Annotated in this window: 16 protein-coding genes; 4 read left to right on the forward strand and 12 right to left on the reverse strand. The window is 45.3% G+C overall.

From position 1 onward, the window contains the following. The first annotated feature begins 35 nt into the window (after positions 1-35). Both F0261_RS10135 and F0261_RS10140 read left to right on the forward strand, forming a co-directional pair. Positions 36-563, forward strand: coding sequence for an RNA polymerase sigma factor (locus F0261_RS10135; RefSeq protein WP_171337882.1), 528 nt, complete (start codon positions 36-38; stop codon positions 561-563). Next, a complete protein-coding gene (locus F0261_RS10140) occupies positions 560-1,228 on the forward strand; it encodes a hypothetical protein (protein ID WP_253819391.1) in 669 nt (222 codons plus the stop codon). Before F0261_RS10135 ends, F0261_RS10140 begins: the two co-directional genes overlap by 4 nt. Positions 1,229-1,243: 15 nt before the next feature. On the opposite strand, the gene F0261_RS10145 is transcribed toward F0261_RS10140, so the two are convergent. From F0261_RS10145 to gltB, 12 genes are all read right to left on the reverse strand, one after another. Continuing rightward, entirely contained in the window at positions 1,244-1,597 is a 354-nt protein-coding gene (locus F0261_RS10145; protein WP_014980153.1) for a DUF1428 domain-containing protein, read from the reverse strand. A gap of 97 nt (positions 1,598-1,694) precedes the next feature. Further along, complete coding sequence (locus tag F0261_RS10150) at positions 1,695-3,053, reverse strand: FAD-binding oxidoreductase (RefSeq protein ID WP_171337883.1); 1,359 nt, start codon at positions 3,051-3,053, stop codon at positions 1,695-1,697. Between the two features lie 30 nt (positions 3,054-3,083). Further along, the gene (locus F0261_RS10155) at positions 3,084-3,689 is read right to left on the reverse strand and encodes a GNAT family N-acetyltransferase (RefSeq protein ID WP_014950553.1); all 606 of its coding nucleotides are present in this window, start codon (positions 3,687-3,689) and stop codon (positions 3,084-3,086) included. Further along, positions 3,686-4,087: a DUF2721 domain-containing protein gene (locus F0261_RS10160; RefSeq protein ID WP_014950552.1), complete on the reverse strand. Its 402-nt coding sequence runs from the start codon at positions 4,085-4,087 to the stop codon at positions 3,686-3,688. The genes F0261_RS10155 and F0261_RS10160 overlap by 4 nt, the downstream gene beginning before the upstream one ends. A 136-nt stretch (positions 4,088-4,223) precedes the next feature. After that, the gene (locus F0261_RS10165) at positions 4,224-4,628 is read right to left on the reverse strand and encodes a rhodanese-like domain-containing protein (RefSeq protein WP_014950551.1); all 405 of its coding nucleotides are present in this window, start codon (positions 4,626-4,628) and stop codon (positions 4,224-4,226) included. Positions 4,629-4,761: 133 nt separating this feature from the next. Beyond that, positions 4,762-5,667: a cobalamin-binding protein gene (locus F0261_RS10170; protein ID WP_367613859.1), complete on the reverse strand. Its 906-nt coding sequence runs from the start codon at positions 5,665-5,667 to the stop codon at positions 4,762-4,764. A 14-nt stretch (positions 5,668-5,681) separates the two neighbouring features. Beyond that, positions 5,682-6,629, reverse strand: a complete 948-nt coding sequence (locus F0261_RS10175; RefSeq protein WP_039226185.1) for a cobalamin biosynthesis protein — start codon at positions 6,627-6,629, stop codon at positions 5,682-5,684. Between the two features lies 1 nt (position 6,630). Beyond that, a complete protein-coding gene (locus tag F0261_RS10180) occupies positions 6,631-7,332 on the reverse strand; it encodes a 5'-methylthioadenosine/adenosylhomocysteine nucleosidase (RefSeq protein ID WP_014950548.1) in 702 nt (233 codons plus the stop codon). Positions 7,333-7,496: 164 nt separating this feature from the next. Next, positions 7,497-8,084 (reverse strand): DUF2726 domain-containing protein, encoded by a 588-nt coding sequence (locus tag F0261_RS10185; RefSeq protein WP_014950547.1) that lies wholly within the window; start codon positions 8,082-8,084, stop codon positions 7,497-7,499. Between the two features lie 209 nt (positions 8,085-8,293). Continuing rightward, positions 8,294-8,743: a hypothetical protein gene (locus tag F0261_RS10190; protein WP_171337885.1), complete on the reverse strand. Its 450-nt coding sequence runs from the start codon at positions 8,741-8,743 to the stop codon at positions 8,294-8,296. A 201-nt stretch (positions 8,744-8,944) separates the two neighbouring features. Further along, complete coding sequence (locus F0261_RS10195; RefSeq protein ID WP_014950544.1) at positions 8,945-10,360, reverse strand: FAD-dependent oxidoreductase; 1,416 nt, start codon at positions 10,358-10,360, stop codon at positions 8,945-8,947. A gap of 13 nt (positions 10,361-10,373) precedes the next feature. Then, positions 10,374-14,840 (reverse strand): glutamate synthase large subunit, encoded by a 4,467-nt coding sequence (gene gltB / locus F0261_RS10200; RefSeq protein ID WP_171337886.1) that lies wholly within the window; start codon positions 14,838-14,840, stop codon positions 10,374-10,376. A gap of 662 nt (positions 14,841-15,502) precedes the next feature. On the opposite strand from gltB, the gene F0261_RS10205 reads away from it, so the two are divergent. Both F0261_RS10205 and arcB read left to right on the forward strand, forming a co-directional pair. Beyond that, entirely contained in the window at positions 15,503-16,438 is a 936-nt protein-coding gene (locus tag F0261_RS10205) for an N-acetylmuramoyl-L-alanine amidase (RefSeq protein ID WP_171337887.1), read from the forward strand. Between the two features lie 99 nt (positions 16,439-16,537). Next, the gene (gene arcB / locus F0261_RS10210) at positions 16,538-18,892 is read left to right on the forward strand and encodes an aerobic respiration two-component sensor histidine kinase ArcB (RefSeq protein ID WP_171337888.1); all 2,355 of its coding nucleotides are present in this window, start codon (positions 16,538-16,540) and stop codon (positions 18,890-18,892) included. Positions 18,893-18,894: the final 2 nt, after the last annotated feature.

The raw sequence follows: 18,894 nt of genomic DNA on the forward strand, positions 1-18,894 counted from the left end.
GCGTGGAATTAAAAAATAATAAAAATGGAAATGCAGTGAAAGAAACCATTCAAATAGAAAAACTGCTTAGTGAATACGCGCCGCTCATGGCGCGTATTGCGGCAACATTTGAGGCTAATAAATCACTTCAAGATGAGCTGATACAAGAAATGTCACTGGCGGTTTGGCGCGCTTTTGAAGGAGCCTCAAAAGACAGTGATAGTGGCTTTCGCGGTGAGGCAAGTGTGAAAACGTTTGTTGCTAAAGTCGCGCATAACAAGGCGGTTGATCACGTGATTAAAGAGCAGCGGCGTCAAGAGTTTACCCATGACGGCGAGTTTGATTCTTCTCACACAACCAGCGCCAGCTCATCTCGGGATGCCACGTTACAAGAGAATGCGATGGATCTCATGACAGGCTTACGTCAGCTAGAAATAAAGTACAGACAGGTACTGGCATTGCTTTTAGAAGGTTTCAGTCAGCTGGAAATAGCTAATATGTTAGGTATCAAAGAGACTGCCGTCGCTAAGCGAGTAAGCCGCGCCCGCCAACAGCTAACGCAGATAATGGAGCAACAGCCTTGAGCGATAACAAAAAAGCCTTGAGCGAAGATAAAACAGCTATGAGCGATCATAAAGAAGCCTTGAGCGAAGATAAAACAGCCATAAGCGACGACGGCTCGCAGATGAGCGAATTAGATAAGCAACTCGCTCAGTGGCAAAGCGCCTACAAAGATGCAACACCTTCAGTAGATACAGATGCACTGATTAAAGAAACCAAGAGCGCAAGATTTAAACTTAAACTAAAAGGTGCCGTTGATTTGGTGCTCGGGCTAGCGGTTTCTATGTGGTGTTTAACTTTGGTGTTGTTCGAGCCACTTAGCACATATCAATTTTTGCTTTTCATGGTACTTACACCTATTCCCGCCGCTTTCGGGGCATGGGGATATTGGGTAAGGCAAAAACAGTGGAAGGTCCAGACGTTAGACGTTCAGTCAATGTTGGCGTTTAAACAAAACCAATTAAAACAACAATTACATTACTGGAAAATCAGCCTCTATGGATGCTTGGCTTTGTGGTGTGGACTGCTGGCACTGGCCGTTTTTAATGTACTGATGTTTAACGCCTTCACGCTGTGGGGAACACAGCTTTTGATAAACAGTGTGGTCGTTTTTATCGTATACCGCCGGTACAAAAAGTTAGCCGCCGACTTGCCATCGGCGTTAGCGAAAATAGACGATATGAAATAGCTGAAAGCTATACCATTATAATTCAAGAATTGGAGCGAAGCCCCCATAAATAAGGCGCTTACCGTCGAAAGGCATGGGGTTTTCGTTTTCCTGCATTCTGGGATCTTCCATCACCTTTTTCCATGCAGTATCTCGTACTTCTTTTGAAGGCCAAAATGCAATGGAAAACACCACGGTTTCATTTTCTTTGGCTTTAACAGCCATCGGGAAAGACGTGACTTCCCCTTCAGGGACATCGTCACCCCACGCTTCAAGTATTTTAGTCGCACCATACTCTTTAAAAATATCACCGGCGAGTTTGGCGTGCTCAATGTATAACGCTTTATTTTCAGTGGGAACGGCTACAGCAAAGGCATCGATATATGACATGAGGTGACTCCGTCAAAGAATAGATACCTAAAATAGCCTAATTTATAGACAGCATGCAATGCTTAACATTAAGGTGAATCGTAAATTATAACCATTACTAGCGTTCTGCTATTTTCGCCCATTGGTACAAGCCATGCAGTGCCAGCCTTCTTGCTTTCGCAAAGGGGTAGGTTTTCAAAGGAGAACGATAAAGGGGAAGCGATAAATCGACGTCATTGTTACCCATCATACGTTGAGCGAGTCGCTGCCCTGCAAATGCGGCAAAAGAAACGCCCGAACCGCAATACCCCATGGCGTAACCGATATTACCGCTAGAGCGGTTTAAATTGTTGCCGCTTACCTTATTGTCGATGAAAATCCGCGGCATACTGTCTAACGATACACTTACCCAACCACTCCAAAAATAATCCATGGCGATACCGCTAAGTGAAGGGAAACTATTAATCAGCGCGCGATATAAGCGCTGTTTCTCTGAAGCATTATCGGCATCTTTACCTTTTACGGCACCACGACCGCCGAATAATAATCTGCCATCTGGCAAAACACGGTAGTAGTATTTCATCATCCGTGTATCCATAAAGCTCATTGGCGTGGTTAGGCCAGACTTTGCGCGCTGTTCGCTACTCAATGGCGCAGTGACAAAAATGCTCGACTGAACAGGAAATTGCTTATTGTCTACGCTGTCATGAAAGCGCTTAGGAGTATAAGCATTAGTAGCAATGAGTATGTGTTTGGCCGAAACTGACCCGCTGGGTGTTGCGACGATATATCCGGTCTTGTGCTTTTCAATGCGAATGGCTGGTGAGTCGTAAAAAAGCGTTGCTCCACGCTCCTTTGCTACTCTTGCATATTCGCTTACTAATTTTAAAGGGTGTAAGCATGCACCCTTTAGCTCAACGCCACCATACGCCCCTTCAATACCAAAGCGCGCAGTAAGGTCTTTTTCACTAAGTGGAGAGCTCGGTACGTTGAACTGTGACTCAAGATGCTTAGCACTGGCACAGAGTAGTTCGGCTTGCTTTGGGTTATGCGCCAGTTTTAAATAGGGTCCTTCTACCAAATCGACCTGCATATCAAAGTCTGCAATACGTTGTTTAAGCAGGTGTACCGCGCTATCAAACTCTTCCTGCATAGCTTTGGCGATGTCGCGACCCCACTTGTCCTCTATGGCGCTTAAGCTCAATCGGCCGCTACCCGAGAGGATAAAGCCTCCGTTCCGGCCCGCACAGCCAAATCCCAGCGAATTCGCATCAAGTAGCGTGACTTCTTGTTTCGCTTGAGCAAGAGTGATGGCAGCTGAAAGACCGGTATAACCACCACCGATAACGAGGTATTCGGTGCTCACCTTTTTGTTTAAAGGCGGTATTGTCGGTGGTTTATGTGTGGCATGCCAGTAGCTGTTTGCTGCGGGTAACATTGATGAAACGCCGCGTGAAATAAGAGGATCGTAGGTCATAAATTAAAAACGTTTTTACCTTTGGCGTACTTATGGGGCTTGAAATTGAAGTAGCATTTCCGCACCTTCACACTCGCAATAACCCTCGCATACAGGGCAATCGTAGCCTTCGTGAATAGATGCGTAGCGCCATTTATTGGGGTGTTTCTTGATAAGCTGCCCCCCATTTTTGGTGAAGTACTTAAATGCGCTGTTGCCAGGGCTTGCCAACCAAATATGTGCTAAACCCGCTTCTGCGCCTTGAGTTTGCGCACATTCAATCGATTTACTTAATAGTCTGCTGCCAATTCCACAGCCCTGCATTGCGGGGTCTACCGTATTACATTTGAAATAGCATACGGTATTTGGATCTACTGGCCAAAGGGAAGGGCTGCACCACTCATCTGCTTCCCATTGCGTATGCGCAAAGGTGAGCCTGAAACCAACAACTTTTTGTTTGTATAGGGCTACCCAGCTAGCATTAGTATTGCCAACAAAGCTCTTTGCATAGTAATCAGCAAGTAGCTCATTGGTTAGGTAGTTATCTCCGTGCACGTGATTGCCAAGAGCAATCACCCCTGCAAAAAACTCAGGCGCTAGAGACTCGTAGCTGATATCACTTTGAATTATGTGGCTCAAATGATTTGTGGGCTTCATACTTTTTCTTTACGCGGGGCGTTTTTCATCCCGTCAAGGTGCACATCCAAGGCTTCAACTGATATCAATATTTCTCTTACCGACATCCATAGTGAATACAGAAGTGATACTAAACTTGCAGCAAACACCCAGTTTCCTACCTGTTGATAGGTGAGGTATATCGCTAGCATGGATACTACACAAAGAAAAAAACTACCCACACCTGCTATTTGCATTCGCTTAATAAGTTGAATACGTAATCGAAGGTTTTTTATTTGTGCTTGAGTATTCTCATCTCTCTCTTCTTTTGAAAAGTTTCGGATAATAGTTGCAAGCGTTAAAAAGCGATTGGTATAGGCTAGAAGCAATAAAGAAATCGCCGGAAATAACATGGCCGGAGTAGCAATATCTATTTTCATGGGTGTTTCATACAATCGTCGAGTAAAAAGAGTGTATCACAGGGGCTCAGTTACACACAGTAATCAGCCAAGAGGTTGAACTTACAACATCTTTAGTGCCAAAGACTAATACGAAGGAGAAGGCGGAATATTGAGTCTACATTCGGTCAACTGTCATGCCAGCGGCACTCCAGCCTAACATATCGCCTTCTAAATGCATGACTTCAGAAAAATCGAGTTCTTCCAATACTTTCATTGCCAGTTTGGCTCTTCTGCCTGAACGACAATAAATGATAATAGGCTTGTTTTTGTGGCCTTCTAATTCGCTAAGGTAGTCATTGATATTTTCATGGGGCATATTTACTGCGCCAGGAATGTGACCATCGGCGAATTCTTGCGGAGAGCGAACATCAATAAGGAGCCAGTCGTTGTTAGCAACTCGCTCGATAAGATATGGTGATGCGGCAACAGAGGCTTGCGCGGTCGCTTTCGCTGTGCACTGAAGCGACACAAACAATGCAACACTGATAACAACTAGAAAACCCGCAACAACAATCCGCATGAATAAAAACTCTTACCTTTTTATAGAAGATTAGAACCTGCTCTTATTCTGTTACACAAAGGCGCTTAAGTTGAACCAAGTCGGTGTGTATCAATTGAAAACAGCCCAGCAGGTCTAGACTTAAGTATAACGCTTATGCGCTATCTTTAATACCTTTACAGAGTACTTTTAGTTCATTTATTAATCGCAATGAAAACCGACTGGTGACGTCTGGATCCACAACAATTAAGGGGGCTTTGAGGAAAGAGCGATGATCACGCCAGAATACCTCAAGTTCTGAATGCGTACTTTTAGATGCCGCAATGAGTGCGTGAGGTTGGCGAGTGAGTACATCTTTTAATGCGACTTGAGGATAGTCTACAGGACTGTCTGCAAATAATGTTTGAGCACCACACACATTCAGCAGTTGGTTACCCCACGCGTTGGGACCGATGGTCATAAGTGGAGCAGTCCACGAATAATAAAATACTGGTATAAGCGAGGATTTGGCGTATTTACTTCGAAGTTCGGCTAGTTCGTTGAGAAAATCATTGGAGAGCTGGGTTGCCTGCTTTTGCGTATTTGTAAGTGCCCCAAGCCTTTTAATTTCGCTGGCTATATCAGTGATATTTTCGACCTTACTGCTAAATACGTTTAGACCCATCGAAGAAAGTTTATGGATATCTTGCGGCTTATTGCCTCCATCCCATGCAAGAATTAAATCAGGTTCTAATGCCACAATGGTAGCGATATCGGCACCTTGAAAATCCGCCACCCGCTTAATATTTTTCGCGGCGTCAGGATAGTCGCTATAGTCACTTACACCTACAAGGTTAGGGCCTAAGCCCAAACTAAATGCCCATTCGGTAAGGTGGGGCGCAAGGCTGACTATCTTTAGCTCGACGGAATGTGATAAGGCGCTTGATTCCGAGCTTGGTGCAACATCGGCAGAAGCAAATTGATCAGAATTAGCTAGGTGTATTGTCTCGGCATCTGATTCTGAGTTAGCAAATGTGAGAAGAGGTAAATAGCTTAAAATTACAAAAAAAATGGTTTTCATCATAACTGCTGTTTTCATTGGGCTACGGCCATTGCCAGCATAGCTAACGATGCAAAGGCGCTAACCGCAATCATGGCATGAGTGACGGTATTTTTGGCCGTCAACATGTGAGAGTACTTTACCTCGTTAGCGCCTCCCACGCGGGTGTATCGAATCTTCTTGTTGGCATAAATTGCTGGTCCGCCGAGTTTAATATCAAGCACACCGCCCATAAGCGCAAGCAGTAGCGACGTTTTATCTTTCACTGGGGAGCGCTTTATGGCGCGAAATCCTTTAATAGGATGGCTGACCAGTAGTGTTGCTAGACCACCAATGACCGCGGGCGGCATATTAAGTAAGTAAACAAGGTTACGTACGGGTTTGGCAAAGAAAGTCATTGCAGGGGTTCGGTAATGCCACTGCCAAGATGTGAGCAAAAGCAATCGATAAATGAGTGCGCCTATGGGGCCTGCCACTACAAAGTAGAAAATGACGCCGCAATAAAGATAAAGAAACTTCAGCCATAGCGATTCTATCGCGGCTTTGGCAATTCCTATATCGGAAAGTGAATCGCATTGACGTGCGGTAATGGTTTGCGCCATTTCACGTGCGAGGGATTTTTTATTTCTTCCCACACTCGCCAGCACTTTTTTGTACTGTTGACGCTGGTAACCGTAGTCGAGCAGTGCGACAAGAATAATCGCCTCAAAGAATACGGGGTATTGGGCCATGTACACCAAGATGGCAACACATACTACCAATGGCGCAAGAAGAACTAGGGCGGCTAATGAGCCTGAAATATAGTGCTGAGACCTACCGTATTCACGAGAGGGTACCACTTTGCGCCCCATTTGCTGAACGAGGTAGCGCATGAGCGTTAATGGATGAGTACTTTGGGGCCAGCGCCATAATGCGTCGCCGGCGATAGCCAGCCAAAGTACGAATAGCGACTGGTATTGCGGGTCGCTAATTACCTCTGTCATCTTATTTTGCGAGAGCCTTAATCATTGCCATAACTAATTGTGCTGAGTGTTTAGCGGCAGTGTCTAGATACTCTTTAAAGCTCACTGACGACGTTTTTCCTGCAATATCCGACAATGAACGAATGACAAGGAAAGGCGTGTCGAGCATATGGCAAGTTTGACCTATAGCTGCACCTTCCATCTCAACCGCTTTCATGTCTGGGAAGTTTTCACGCAGTTCTGCTACAGCTTCGTCGCTACCGATAAACGCATCGCCCGTACAGATTAAACCTGTTGTCGACTGAAGTGAGGTAATGCCTGTGGCAGCACTACGAGCGGCTTCCATTAATCTTGTATCGCAACGGAAATCTTCAGGCATACCTGCGCATTGACCGAGCTTGTAGCCAAAATGGGTTAAATCGGCATCATGGTGAATAACGTGACTGGCGATCACTAAATCACCGATGTTTAGATTCTTGTCGAAACCTCCGGCAGAACCGGTATTGACAACAGCATCAGGGGCGTACTGTTCGATAAGTACAGTAGTAGCAATTGCTGCAGCCACTTTACCAATACCGCATTTTACTAGCACCACTTCTATGTCGTTAAGTGTACCTTCGTAAAACGTCAGGTGCTTCCACTGGGTTTCTTTTACATTCCAAAGTGACGCTTTAAGTAGCGCAACTTCTTCGTCCATTGCACCTAAAATACCAATTTTTTTCATAACTTTACCGACGGTGTTGAGGGAATTTAACGCGTGAATACGCTGTTGAAAGCGTTAATTGTATAAGGAAAATAGAGAAACTGACAGAAAAATGCCTCTGTTACCGCTATTTGAGAGTAAGAAAATAGCAAAGCAACAAAGGCCAGGGGAAGTGGGCTTATGTCTTAAGCTGCAGCTGGTCTGCTTGAACGCACTGGGCGAGTCGGGCGCTTTGGTGGCTCTGGATTATGCGTTGGCAGCTGTGCCATTTTTTGCTGTAAACGGCGATATGGAATGAGTTTGTTTTCCAAACACTCGCGAATATCGTCAACGGTATAACCAGACTTCACTTTAATTCTTGCGTGAGGAAGGCCAGCAGCATCAAGAGCTCCTGTTACAAACCAGTCTTTTTGTGATTTATAACCATCTTTGCCTTGGCTATGAACTAAGTCGATAGCAAGAACAGGACTCATGTCGTGTTTATCTACTAATACAAAGTCGAGCTGTCTGCTAGAAGCTCTGCTGATAGCTTGGCTTGCCGTCTTTTTATTTGCAGACTGGCGAACCGCCACTAAATCGTTAAGACGCACACGGCACACTATGCGAAACTCTCTTCCCATAGCCTGTTCGATAAGGTTTAAAAAAGAGTGCTCAACGGGGGTGAACAATTGCGGCTTTCGCCTAAATGGAAATGCGACACCGCCGTCTGACAACTTTATGGCACCCAGTGCAACGACAATAAGTAACATCATTAGAATAATTGCCAATTCCATCGTAACCCTCGCAAATATCAATAGTTAAAGCCCACGGAATGCGTAATAAAGAAGCCCGCTAAAGTGTTTATATCGAAAAAAGCATGGGCTCCGTTTGCAGTTCGAGCGTCATAAAAATGACACTCACTGTTACCGTGGAGTAGTTATTGATGATTTTGCAAAGCAGATGCCAACATGAGTAGATTTCGTAGTTGTCTTGCTAAAAGGGCTTATTTCGTTGTGGATGTAACAAGAATATCCACTTGAGAGCCAGTCTTATCTGGGCCGATTATTACTCTGACCCCTTTATCTTCTGAGGATAACAACGTGCGGCCGCTAACTGGCGTGTGAGTTTTTAAAGCGGGGTGCGCCGTTTGGTAAACATTCAGTAATTCACTCGGGGAGCGAGGAGAGTGGTAAACCATTACTGCTGTCTTGCTTTCGTCAAATGCTTGGCATTGTCTTGCATCATCAGAAATCTTAACTTGCTGAAAATCAGAAGGGCAAGACATGATGCTTGGCTTACTAGGTGAAGAGTTGACGCTTTGTTTCTTAGTTTGGTTGTTAACTTGCGCATTTAATGAAGCGTCAACAGCAATGGTATCAGCTAAGCTGGCATTGCTCGCTGCTATCGCCAGTGTTAGACAAAATGTAAGTTTCTTAATGTTTAAATGCTGCATAGATAGATTCTTCACCCGATGTGCGATGTCTTTAATTGCTTAAACGATAGTAGAGTCGTAACTCTCGCGCTTCAACTAAACCTTGGTCTATTAACGTATACTTTTAGCGTTTTCCGTATCATCGAAGTGTGCATAAAAAAAGCTCGATAGCAGAACTATCGAGCTTTTCATGAATGGACAATAGGCCTTAGTTAGCGAAGGTTAAACGCCAATATAGTCCATAATCCCTTCTGCGGCTTTACGGCCTTCGTCGATAGCAGTAACAACCAAGTCACTACCACGTACCATATCGCCACCGGCAAAGACTTGCGGGTGAGAGGTCTGGTAAGCAAATTTGCCAGCAGATGGCGCGCGTACGCGACCTTTTTCATCAAGCATAATGCCGAAGTCAGCAAACCATGGCGCAGGGCTGGGCTGGAAGCCGAAAGCAATGATCACCGCGTCAGCTTCCAATACGTGCTCTGAACCTTCCACCTCAACAGGGCGGCGGCGACCATTGGCATCCGGTGGCCCCATTTCGGTTTTAACCAGCTTAACACCACATGCCTTACCGTTTTCATCTACTGCAATGTCTAGCGGCTGAAGATTGAATTTAAACTCAACCCCTTCTTCTTTCGCATTAACAACTTCGCGGCGAGAGCCTGGCATGCTTTCTTCGTCACGGCGGTATGCACAGGTAACTTGGGCAGCGCCTTGGCGGATTGACGTGCGAACACAGTCCATCGTGGTATCACCACCACCTAGTACTACTACGCGCTTGCCTTTCATATCAATGTAATCAGCAGGATCTTTTTCAAGGCCCATTACGCGATTGGTGTTGGCGATAAGGAAAGGTAGCGCTTCGTGAACGCCTTCAACTTCTTCGTTATCGAAGCCACCTTGCATAGACTTGTACGTACCCATGCCTAAGAAAACAGCATCGTATTTATCAAGCAAATCCTGGAACTGTATGTCTTTACCAATTTCAGTGTTAAGTACGAACTCAACACCCATCTCGGTAAAAATTTGGCGGCGTAGCTTGATTACGTCTTTCTCTAATTTAAAAGACGGGATACCAAATGTAAGTAGGCCACCAATTTCTTCGTATTTGTCGTAAACAACAGGTTTAACGCCGTTACGAACCAGGATATCAGCACATGCAAGACCAGCTGGGCCTGCACCTACAATCGCCACTTTCTTGTCGGTCCATACCACGTCAGACATATCTGGGCGCCAGCCCATTTTGAATGCTGTATCGGTAATGTACTTCTCAATACTACCGATAGTCACAGCGCCAAAATCGTCATTCAGTGTACATGCACCTTCGCACAGTCTGTCCTGTGGACATACGCGGCCGCATACTTCCGGCAAACTGTTGGTTTTATGAGAGAGTTCCGCAGCTTCCAAAATACGGCCTTCGTTCGCCAAGCTTAACCATTGTGGAATATAGTTGTGTACAGGACACTTCCATTCACAGTATGGGTTACCGCAGTCCAAGCAGCGATCTGCTTGGCCTTCGGTTTGAGATTGGCTCAGCGGTTGATAAATTTCCGCGAACTCTTGTTTACGTACCATGATCGGCTTTTTCGGCGGATCGATACGTTCAACATCGACAAATTGATATACGTTCTTTGCCATAAACTAAATCCTCCTACTGAGCCTGAATGCGTAATTCAGCACTTGAACGACTGATGTGACCAAGCAAGTTTTTCACATCACTGGTTTTTGGCTTAATAAGCTTGAAGCGTTTCAGCGTTGCGGCGAAGTCAGTAAGCAACGACAACGAGTGCTCGCTTCCTGTTTCTTCGTAATGCTGATTAATTAAGCCACGTAAGTGCTCAGCAAGAATCGCTTTATCTTCAATTGGCATTACATCGACCAGTTCCGCATTTACACGGTTATCAAGGTCGTCGCCATCATCCATAAGATAAGCAAAACCACCAGTCATACCTGCACCGAAGTTAACACCAACCGGACCAAGTACAGCCACGATACCGCCTGTCATATATTCACAGCCGTTATCGCCAATGCCTTCAACTACCGCAATAGCACCAGAGTTACGTACGCCAAAGCGCTCGCCAGCACGGCCAGCAGCAAACAGCTTACCGCCTGTTGCACCGTAAAGGCAGGTGTTACCCATAATGGCGCTGTCGTGGGCGTCGTAAGAGATATTGCGAGGTGGGTGAATAACAAGCTTACCGCCGGTCATCCCTTTACCTACATAATCGTTGGCATCACCTTCAAGGTGCATATGCAAACCGCCAGCGTTCCACACACCGAAACTCTGACCCGCTGTACCGGTAAGCTCAACTTTGATAGGTGTATCTTCAAAGTCGTGGTTACCGTGGTGTTTAGCGATTTCACCTGATAGCAATGCGCCGACAGAGCGATCCGTATTGCGGATTGGGTATTTAAGAGTAATAGATTTACCGTCAACAACCGCTTGCTGGCCGTCTTTAAGCATCTGCGCGTTCAATTCACCTTTATCGATAGGTGCGTTGGTCGTTTGTGAGCAGAATAAGCGCGTATGGTCGCCTGCTTTAGGCTGCGCTAGCAACGGAGACAAATCTAAACGGCTTTGCTTAGCGGTAATGCCATCTAGAACTTTAAGTAGCTCTGTGCGTCCAACAAGGTCGTCGAACTTAGCAATACCCATAGACGCCATGATTTCACGCACTTCTTGAGCAATAAACTTGAAGTAGTTCATTACCATATCAGGTAAGCCAATGAAGTGGTCGTCACGCAGTTTTTGATCCTGCGTTGCAACACCGGTCGCACAGTTGTTCAAGTGGCAAATACGTAGATATTTACAGCCTAAAGCCACCATTGGACCTGTACCAAAACCAAAGCTCTCAGCTCCTAAAATACCGGCTTTTACTACGTCTAAGCCTGTTTTCAAACCACCGTCGGTTTGAACGCGTACTTTGTGACGTAAGCCGTTTTCAATAAGCGCTTGCTGAGTTTCAGATAAACCAAGCTCAAATGGGCTACCCGCATACTTAACTGATGTTAGCGGGCTTGCACCTGTACCGCCGTCGTAACCTGAAACGGTGATAAGGTCGGCATAGGCTTTCGCTACACCCGTTGCAATGGTGCCAACACCCGGCTCAGATACTAGCTTAACGGATATAAGTGCCGTTGGATTAACCTGCTTCAAATCGAAAATTAGCTGTGCCAAATCTTCAATTGAGTAAATATCGTGGTGTGGTGGTGGTGAAATAAGGGTTACACCCGGCACAGAGAAACGTAGCTGTGCGATGTATTTATTTACCTTATCGCCTGGAAGCTGACCACCTTCACCCGGTTTTGCACCCTGCGCCACTTTAATTTGAATAACGTTTGCGTTAACTAAATAGTGAGGCGTTACACCAAAGCGACCTGAAGCCACCTGCTTAATTTTAGAGTTCTTTTCAGTTCCAAAGCGAGAAGGGTGTTCGCCACCTTCTCCCGAGTTAGACTGACCGCCCAGGCGGTTCATGGCAATCGCTAGCGCTTCATGCGCTTCAGGGCTTAGTGCACCAATTGACATTGCCGCAGTATCAAAGCGTGGGAATAAGTTTTCCGGTGCTTCTACTTCACTAATATCAATAGGGTCGCAATCAGGGTTTATAGCTAGCAAGTCGCGAATGTGCGCAGGCGCACGCTCGTTAACAAGCTTTGCATATTGCTGGTAGTCGTCGTAGTTACCAGACACCACAGCCTTTTGAAGCGTACTGACTACGTCTGGGTTATAGGCGTGATATTCGCCACCGTGCACGTATTTAAGCAAGCCGCCGTGATCGACAGATTTACGCTTAAGCCAAGCAATACGGTTTAGGTTGATAAGATCTTGCTGGAAATCATCGAAGCCCGCACCTTGAATGCGTGAGGTCACACCTTTAAAGCATAACTTCATCACTTCGTTGTTAATACCCACTGCTTCAAACAGTTTAGAGCTACGGTAGCTAGCAACAGTGCTAATACCCATTTTCGACATGATCTTGTACAAGCCTTTGTTGATACCCTTACGGTAGTTCAACGTGGCCTGCATAGGAGAAATATCTAGCTCACCTTTTTCACAAAGCTGCTCAATAGTTTCATATGCTAGGAATGGGTAAACCGCAGTGGCACCTAAGCCAATCAGCACCGCGAAATGGTGTGGATCGCGGGCACTTGCTGTTTCAACAACAACGTTAGCATCGCAGCGTAATGACTTTTCAACTAAGCGACGTTGTACCGCACCAACTGCCATTGCTGCAGGGATAACCAAGCGATTTTGTTTAATGTTTCTGTCAGACAGAATAACGAACGCAGCACGCTTGTTTTTAACCAGCATTTCTACTTCGTTACAAACGCGCTCGATGGCTTTCTTCAAACCTTCTTGCGGCGCATACTGAAGCTCCACGACTTCTGAGTAGTAGTTGTCTGGGTTAAATTCGCGCAGTTGCTTAAGGTCGGTATACATTAGCACTGGCGAGTCAAACAATACGCGGTCAGCGTAACCTGAGGTTTCGCTAAATACGTTTTGCTCGCGGCCAATACAGGTTGCCAACGACATAACGTGGTTTTCACGTAGCGGGTCGATAGGCGGGTTAGTAACCTGTGCGAATTGCTGACGGAAATAGTCGTAAACTGTACGTTGACGCGAGGACATAACCGCCATTGGCGTGTCATCACCCATTGAACCAACGGCTTCTTGGCCGTCTTTCGCGAGTACTTTTACAACTTGTTGAATTTCTTCATAGCTGTAGGCGTGTAGCTTGTGGTACACCGCCATGGCATCGTCGTCAAACACACGTTTACCAATTAATGACGCGTCAAGCTTTTCAATTGGTGTAAGTCGACGAATATGCTTGTCTAGCCACTCTTTATAAGGATGGCGTGCTTTTAAGTCTTCATCAATTTCAGTAGAGCGCCAGATTTTGCCTGTGTAAGTGTCTACAGCAAGCATTTCACCTGGGCCTACACGGCCTTTTTCAATTACGTCAGCTTGCTCGTAATCCCAGATACCTACTTCTGAGGCTAGGGTAATGAAACCGTTCTTAGTAATAACGTAACGTGCAGGACGTAGACCATTTCTATCAAGGTTACAGGCAACGTGGCGACCGTTAGTTAAAACGATACCCGCTGGGCCATCCCATGGTTCCATGTGCATAGAGTTGAACTCGTAAAATGCACGAAGATCATCGTCCATGGTCTTGTTGTTTTGATAGGCGGGTGGAACAAGTAACCGCATAGCACGGAATAAATCCATACCGCCGGCTAAGAATAGCTCCAGCATGTTATCCAGCGAGGATGAGTCCGATCCTTCAGTATTAACGAAAGGGGCTGCATCTTTAAGATCTGGAATAAGTGGCGTTGCGAATTTAGCAGCACGTGCCATGGCCCAGTCGCGGTTTCCTTTAATGGTGTTAATTTCACCGTTGTGCGCAAGGAAGCGGAAAGGCTGAGCAAGCGGCCAGCGTGGTAGTGTATTTGTTGAAAAGCGTTGGTGGAAAACGCAAATTGCGCTTTGCATACGCTCATCGGCAAGATCGTGATAAAAGGCGGGTAAATCTTTTGGCATTACCAAGCCTTTGTAGATCGTTACCAAGCCCGACAAACAAGCTACGTAAAAATCGGGATCTTTCTCAAGACGTTTTTCAGCGCGGCGGCGGATCATATACAAACGACGCTCAAGGTCGCGTTTTCTCCAACCTGCTGGCGCGTTCACAAATACCTGTTCAATTTGTGGAACACCCGTTAGCGCTAATTCACCCAGTACTGAGTGGTCGACAGGCACTTCGCGCCAACCCACTACTGAAAGTGTTTCTTTTTCTAGTTCTTCATTAAGTACTTCACGCGCGGCTTGCGCAAGTACCGGGTCCTGACTTAAGAAAATCATGCCCACGCCGTATTTTTTGCTGAGTTTCCAGCCATTTTCTTCGGCGATTGCATGGAAGAACGCATCCGGTTTCTGTAGTAATAAACCACAGCCGTCACCGGTTTTCCCGTCGGCGGCGATACCGCCACGATGCTGCATACGGTCAAGACCGTGTATTGCAGTAGTTACCAATTCATGACTGGCTTCCCCATGAGTGTGAGCGATTAAGCCAAACCCACAGTTGTCCCGGGAATCATTGGGATTATATAAACTCATCTCTTAACTCCTTCAACCTTTTGACTGGGCAAGGTATGCGTTGCGTGTAGATGCGCCTAGGTTTGCGTATCACAACATTATTAGACGTCTTTTATGCCTGCGAGCGGTATTGCTCGCGGCGTGCGCCTTTCTTGTCGTTATTTTATTATTAGAGGATTCCAGTCGTTTCCGCATTTTTATGCATTATTGCGATGCGGGCCGTACAAAATACCCACATTAAAAACTAAAATCAAACGCTAAAAGTATAAGCTTTATAGTGAATTAGTATAAATATAATTAAATATATATTAATCAGTTGCTTACGTGTCGTCATTTATATTTGTAACAAAAATGTTATCAGTATTGCAAAGTGAATAACTCATCCCTTATAAATGATATTACTTCTCATTTGCGTTTTATTAATGAATAAATATGCTTTGAAATTGATGTTTTATGTTGTCAATAGCGGTTTGCGGTGTATTTTTATTAATTTGTAAAGCTATGGTTCCACTAATATAAGTAGTTTGCTATATTGGTTGAAAATTAACCACAGGTAAGGCCCGTGGTGCGCTGAAGGATGTTGATAGAGAGCCCTGTGTGTGAATTGAGTGTACGCTTATGTGGAAGGCGAAGAATAAAAATTCACTGTGGTGGCGTGCTGTTAAGACAATAAGGATTATTGTATGAATACACTACATGCTTCACCACTGCCTTTATTTAGTATAGATGATCATATTCTAACTGGCGACAATATCACCTTCAGGCTTTCTCCTAACACATCTGGGCGTTTTCAATCTGGATCTCCCGATACTATTGTTATTCATTTTACCGCCGGTAGTAGCCTTTCATCTTCGGTGAATGTCTTGACCAATGCTGATAGCGGTGTGTCAGCTCACTTTGCCGTTGGACGCAATGGTGACATTGTTCAAATGCTTCCGACTAATAAAATAGCGTGGCACGCAGGAGAAAGTTATTACGAGGGGCGTAGTGGCTTGAATCAGTACTCTATCGGCATTGAATTAGACAATGCCGGCCAGCTTAAGGCTAGAGGAGACGGCACCTTTGAAAGTTGGTTTGGCGAAATTTTTGGCGAGAATGAAGTATTAGCTGCCCAGCACATTAACCAACAGTCTATGGGCTATTGGCACAAGTACACCGACGTACAAATTGTTAGGACGCTATCGCTGTGTAAAGCGTTGTGTAGCCACTACAACATCTCTACTATCGTCGGGCATGAAGAAATAGCGCCGTCACGAAAGGTCGATCCTGGCCCCGCTTTTCCCCTTCAAAGACTCAAAGCCGCTGTTTTGCAAAGTGATAGTGAAAGGTGGGCAACTGAGTCAAGTGATTCGAATTCACAGCGAGAGGCGCATGATCAAATTCAGCGGGATCTTGATAGTGCTGTAAAGCGGGTGGCTAATGTAAGTGCTAATTCACTGAATGTGAGAAGAGGCCCCGATGTTTCATTCCCAACGATCGAGAATGGATTGCACAAGGGCGAGGTATTAAAAATACTGGAAAAGCGAGGGGAGTGGGCGAAAGTGTCTTACACGAAGGTGGGGTGGGTGAATACCAAATACATTAATGAAATTACTGAAAAGTCGCCTTTCAAATCCTAATTCTGGGTAGGGCCACAGAGTTATGCTTTGACAAACCGCATTCCCGAAGAGGGGAAAGCCTGATAGGATAAAGGCAAAATAAGTTTAGATTAGACGTACATGCATTCAGATTCACCAAACGATTCTTGGGCAATCCGCTTTGCTCAATTTGTTCAGCGTTTTGGCACTCTAAAGCTCAGCATCTTATTTGTTGTTCTTTCGCTTGTGTTCACGCTAGGCGGTTCTTACGTGATACGCGTAAGTATGGGAAGCCAAGTCCAACCCGACGATTTTATAAGTGCCGTTATTCTTACCATGTTGTCTGCGCCATGGGTTCTCTACTTTTTCAGTGAACTAATTAAGCAGCTAGAGAATTCGCGTACTAATCTTAAAGAAGTCGTTAGTCAGCTAGAAAGTTTACGTGAAGAAGACGTTTTTCTTAACCGAGAATTACAGAGCAATATTCGCCAGCTAAATCACGAAATAGAGCAACGTAAGCAGGCTCAAGAAGAGCGTGAAGCGCTATTTAAAGATTTAGAAAAAGAAATTCAGGATAAATCTGAACAAGAGGCCCAAGCGCGCCGCTTATCTACGCTACTTCGCTCCATTATCGATGCTTCGCCAGACTTAATTTATTATCGCAATGAAGAAGGTCGATTTGCGGGCTGCAACCGCATTGCCGAGTTGATGACGGGCAAAACCGAGCAAGAGCTGCTTGGCTTAACGCCAAAAGACGTATACGAGGAAGAGCTTGCCCGCCAAATTGTAGCAAGTGATCACGAAGTTCTAGAAACCAACGCCAGTATCACAGAAGAGCTGTGGCTTCGCTTTGCTGATGGACGTCGTCGTTACTTCGAAATGAAGCGTGTACCTTTCTTCGATAAAGAAGGCAACCGCTTGGGGCTACTATCATTCGGTCGCGACATGACTGAGCGTAAGCAGGCTGAAAATGCTGCGGCGAAAGCTAGCACAGATAAAACGCGCTTTATCGCGACCATCAGCCATGAGCTTCGTACACCATTGAACGGTATTGTTGGCTTAAGTCGCATGCTGCGTGATACTGAGTTAAGCGACGAGCAATTCAGCTGGGTTAGTACAATTTACGCAAGTGCCATTACGCTAGGTAATATCTTTAACGACATTATTGACCTAGATAAATTAGATAGAGACAAACTTGAACTAAGTCTAAAAACTATATCGTTGAAGGACTTTACCGAGGAACTCAGCAGCATTATTCGCCTGTTGGCCGCTGACAAACAGCTAGAGCTTAAAACAACAATCAACGAGCCACTTCCCCGTCTTGTTGAAATAGATGGCACGCGCCTTCGTCAAATTTTGTGGAACATCTTGTTTAATGCAGTGAAATTTACGCAAAAAGGGCACGTAAGCTTATCGGTTTCATCAACGAAACCCGATGGCGATAAGGCGTATGTTACCTTTGTCATTGAAGATACTGGAGTGGGTATTCCAGAAAGCGAAATTGAAAAGATTTTTGCCATGTACTATCAGGTTGATCACCCTGACCACCAATCGGCCACAGGTACCGGTATTGGATTGGCAATTTGTAAGCAAATGGTCGACTTGATGAAAGGTGAAATTCACGTTTCTAGCAAAGTGGGTAAAGGCACCCGCTTTGAAATCGTGTTGCCAGTTCAAATTTCTAACAGCCCAATGAAAGTGGCGCAGCTTCAAGTGACAGGGCTCAATATCTTGTTAGTAGAAGATATTGAATTGAACGTCATGGTCGCTAAAGCCTTGCTTGAGAAGCTTGGCCAGAAAGTCGATGTAGCAATGACGGGGCAAGAAGCCATAGACAAAGTCAGGGAAAACCAATACGACCTTATCTTGCTTGATATTCAATTGCCTGACATGACCGGATTCGATGTGGCAAGTACGATTATTGAAGAAGATCTGGTTATGCAAACGCCCATCGTGGCGCTAACGGCAAACGTCATTAAAAAGCGTGATGAATACTTAGAAAACGGTATGGATGACGTTATTGCTAAGCCGATTAAAAAATCTCGCGTTATCGAGGTGTTTAACGAGTTGTTCCATGCACCACCTGCACCGCTTGAAATTGATGGCGAAGTAGAGCGCCCTGAACCTAACAAAACATTAAGTAACATTTTAGATATGGACTTGTTACAGATGTTAGTTGATACCATAGGGGATGAAATGGTGCGCGCTAGCGTTAAAGTATTCCAAGAAAAAATGCCTGAATACATGGAAATACTGCAGCTAAGCTTAAGTGCGGACGAAAAGTCAGAAGTGTGCTCACAGGCTCACAAAATTAAAGGCGCCGCTGGCTCTGTTGGTTTGGCTCGTGTACAGCGTATTGCTAATCAAATTCAGCAAGGCGACCATCCGACTTGGTGGGAGAACGTGCATGATTGGGTGGAAGAGCTACAAATGGCCGTTCAGCACGACATGAAGGCACTACACGATTGGCTGAATGAACAGCAGGTTGATGACTAGTT

Origin of the sequence: Alteromonas sp. 07-89-2 (assembly GCF_013113925.1) — a bacterium.
GTDB lineage: Bacteria > Pseudomonadota > Gammaproteobacteria > Enterobacterales > Alteromonadaceae > Alteromonas > Alteromonas macleodii.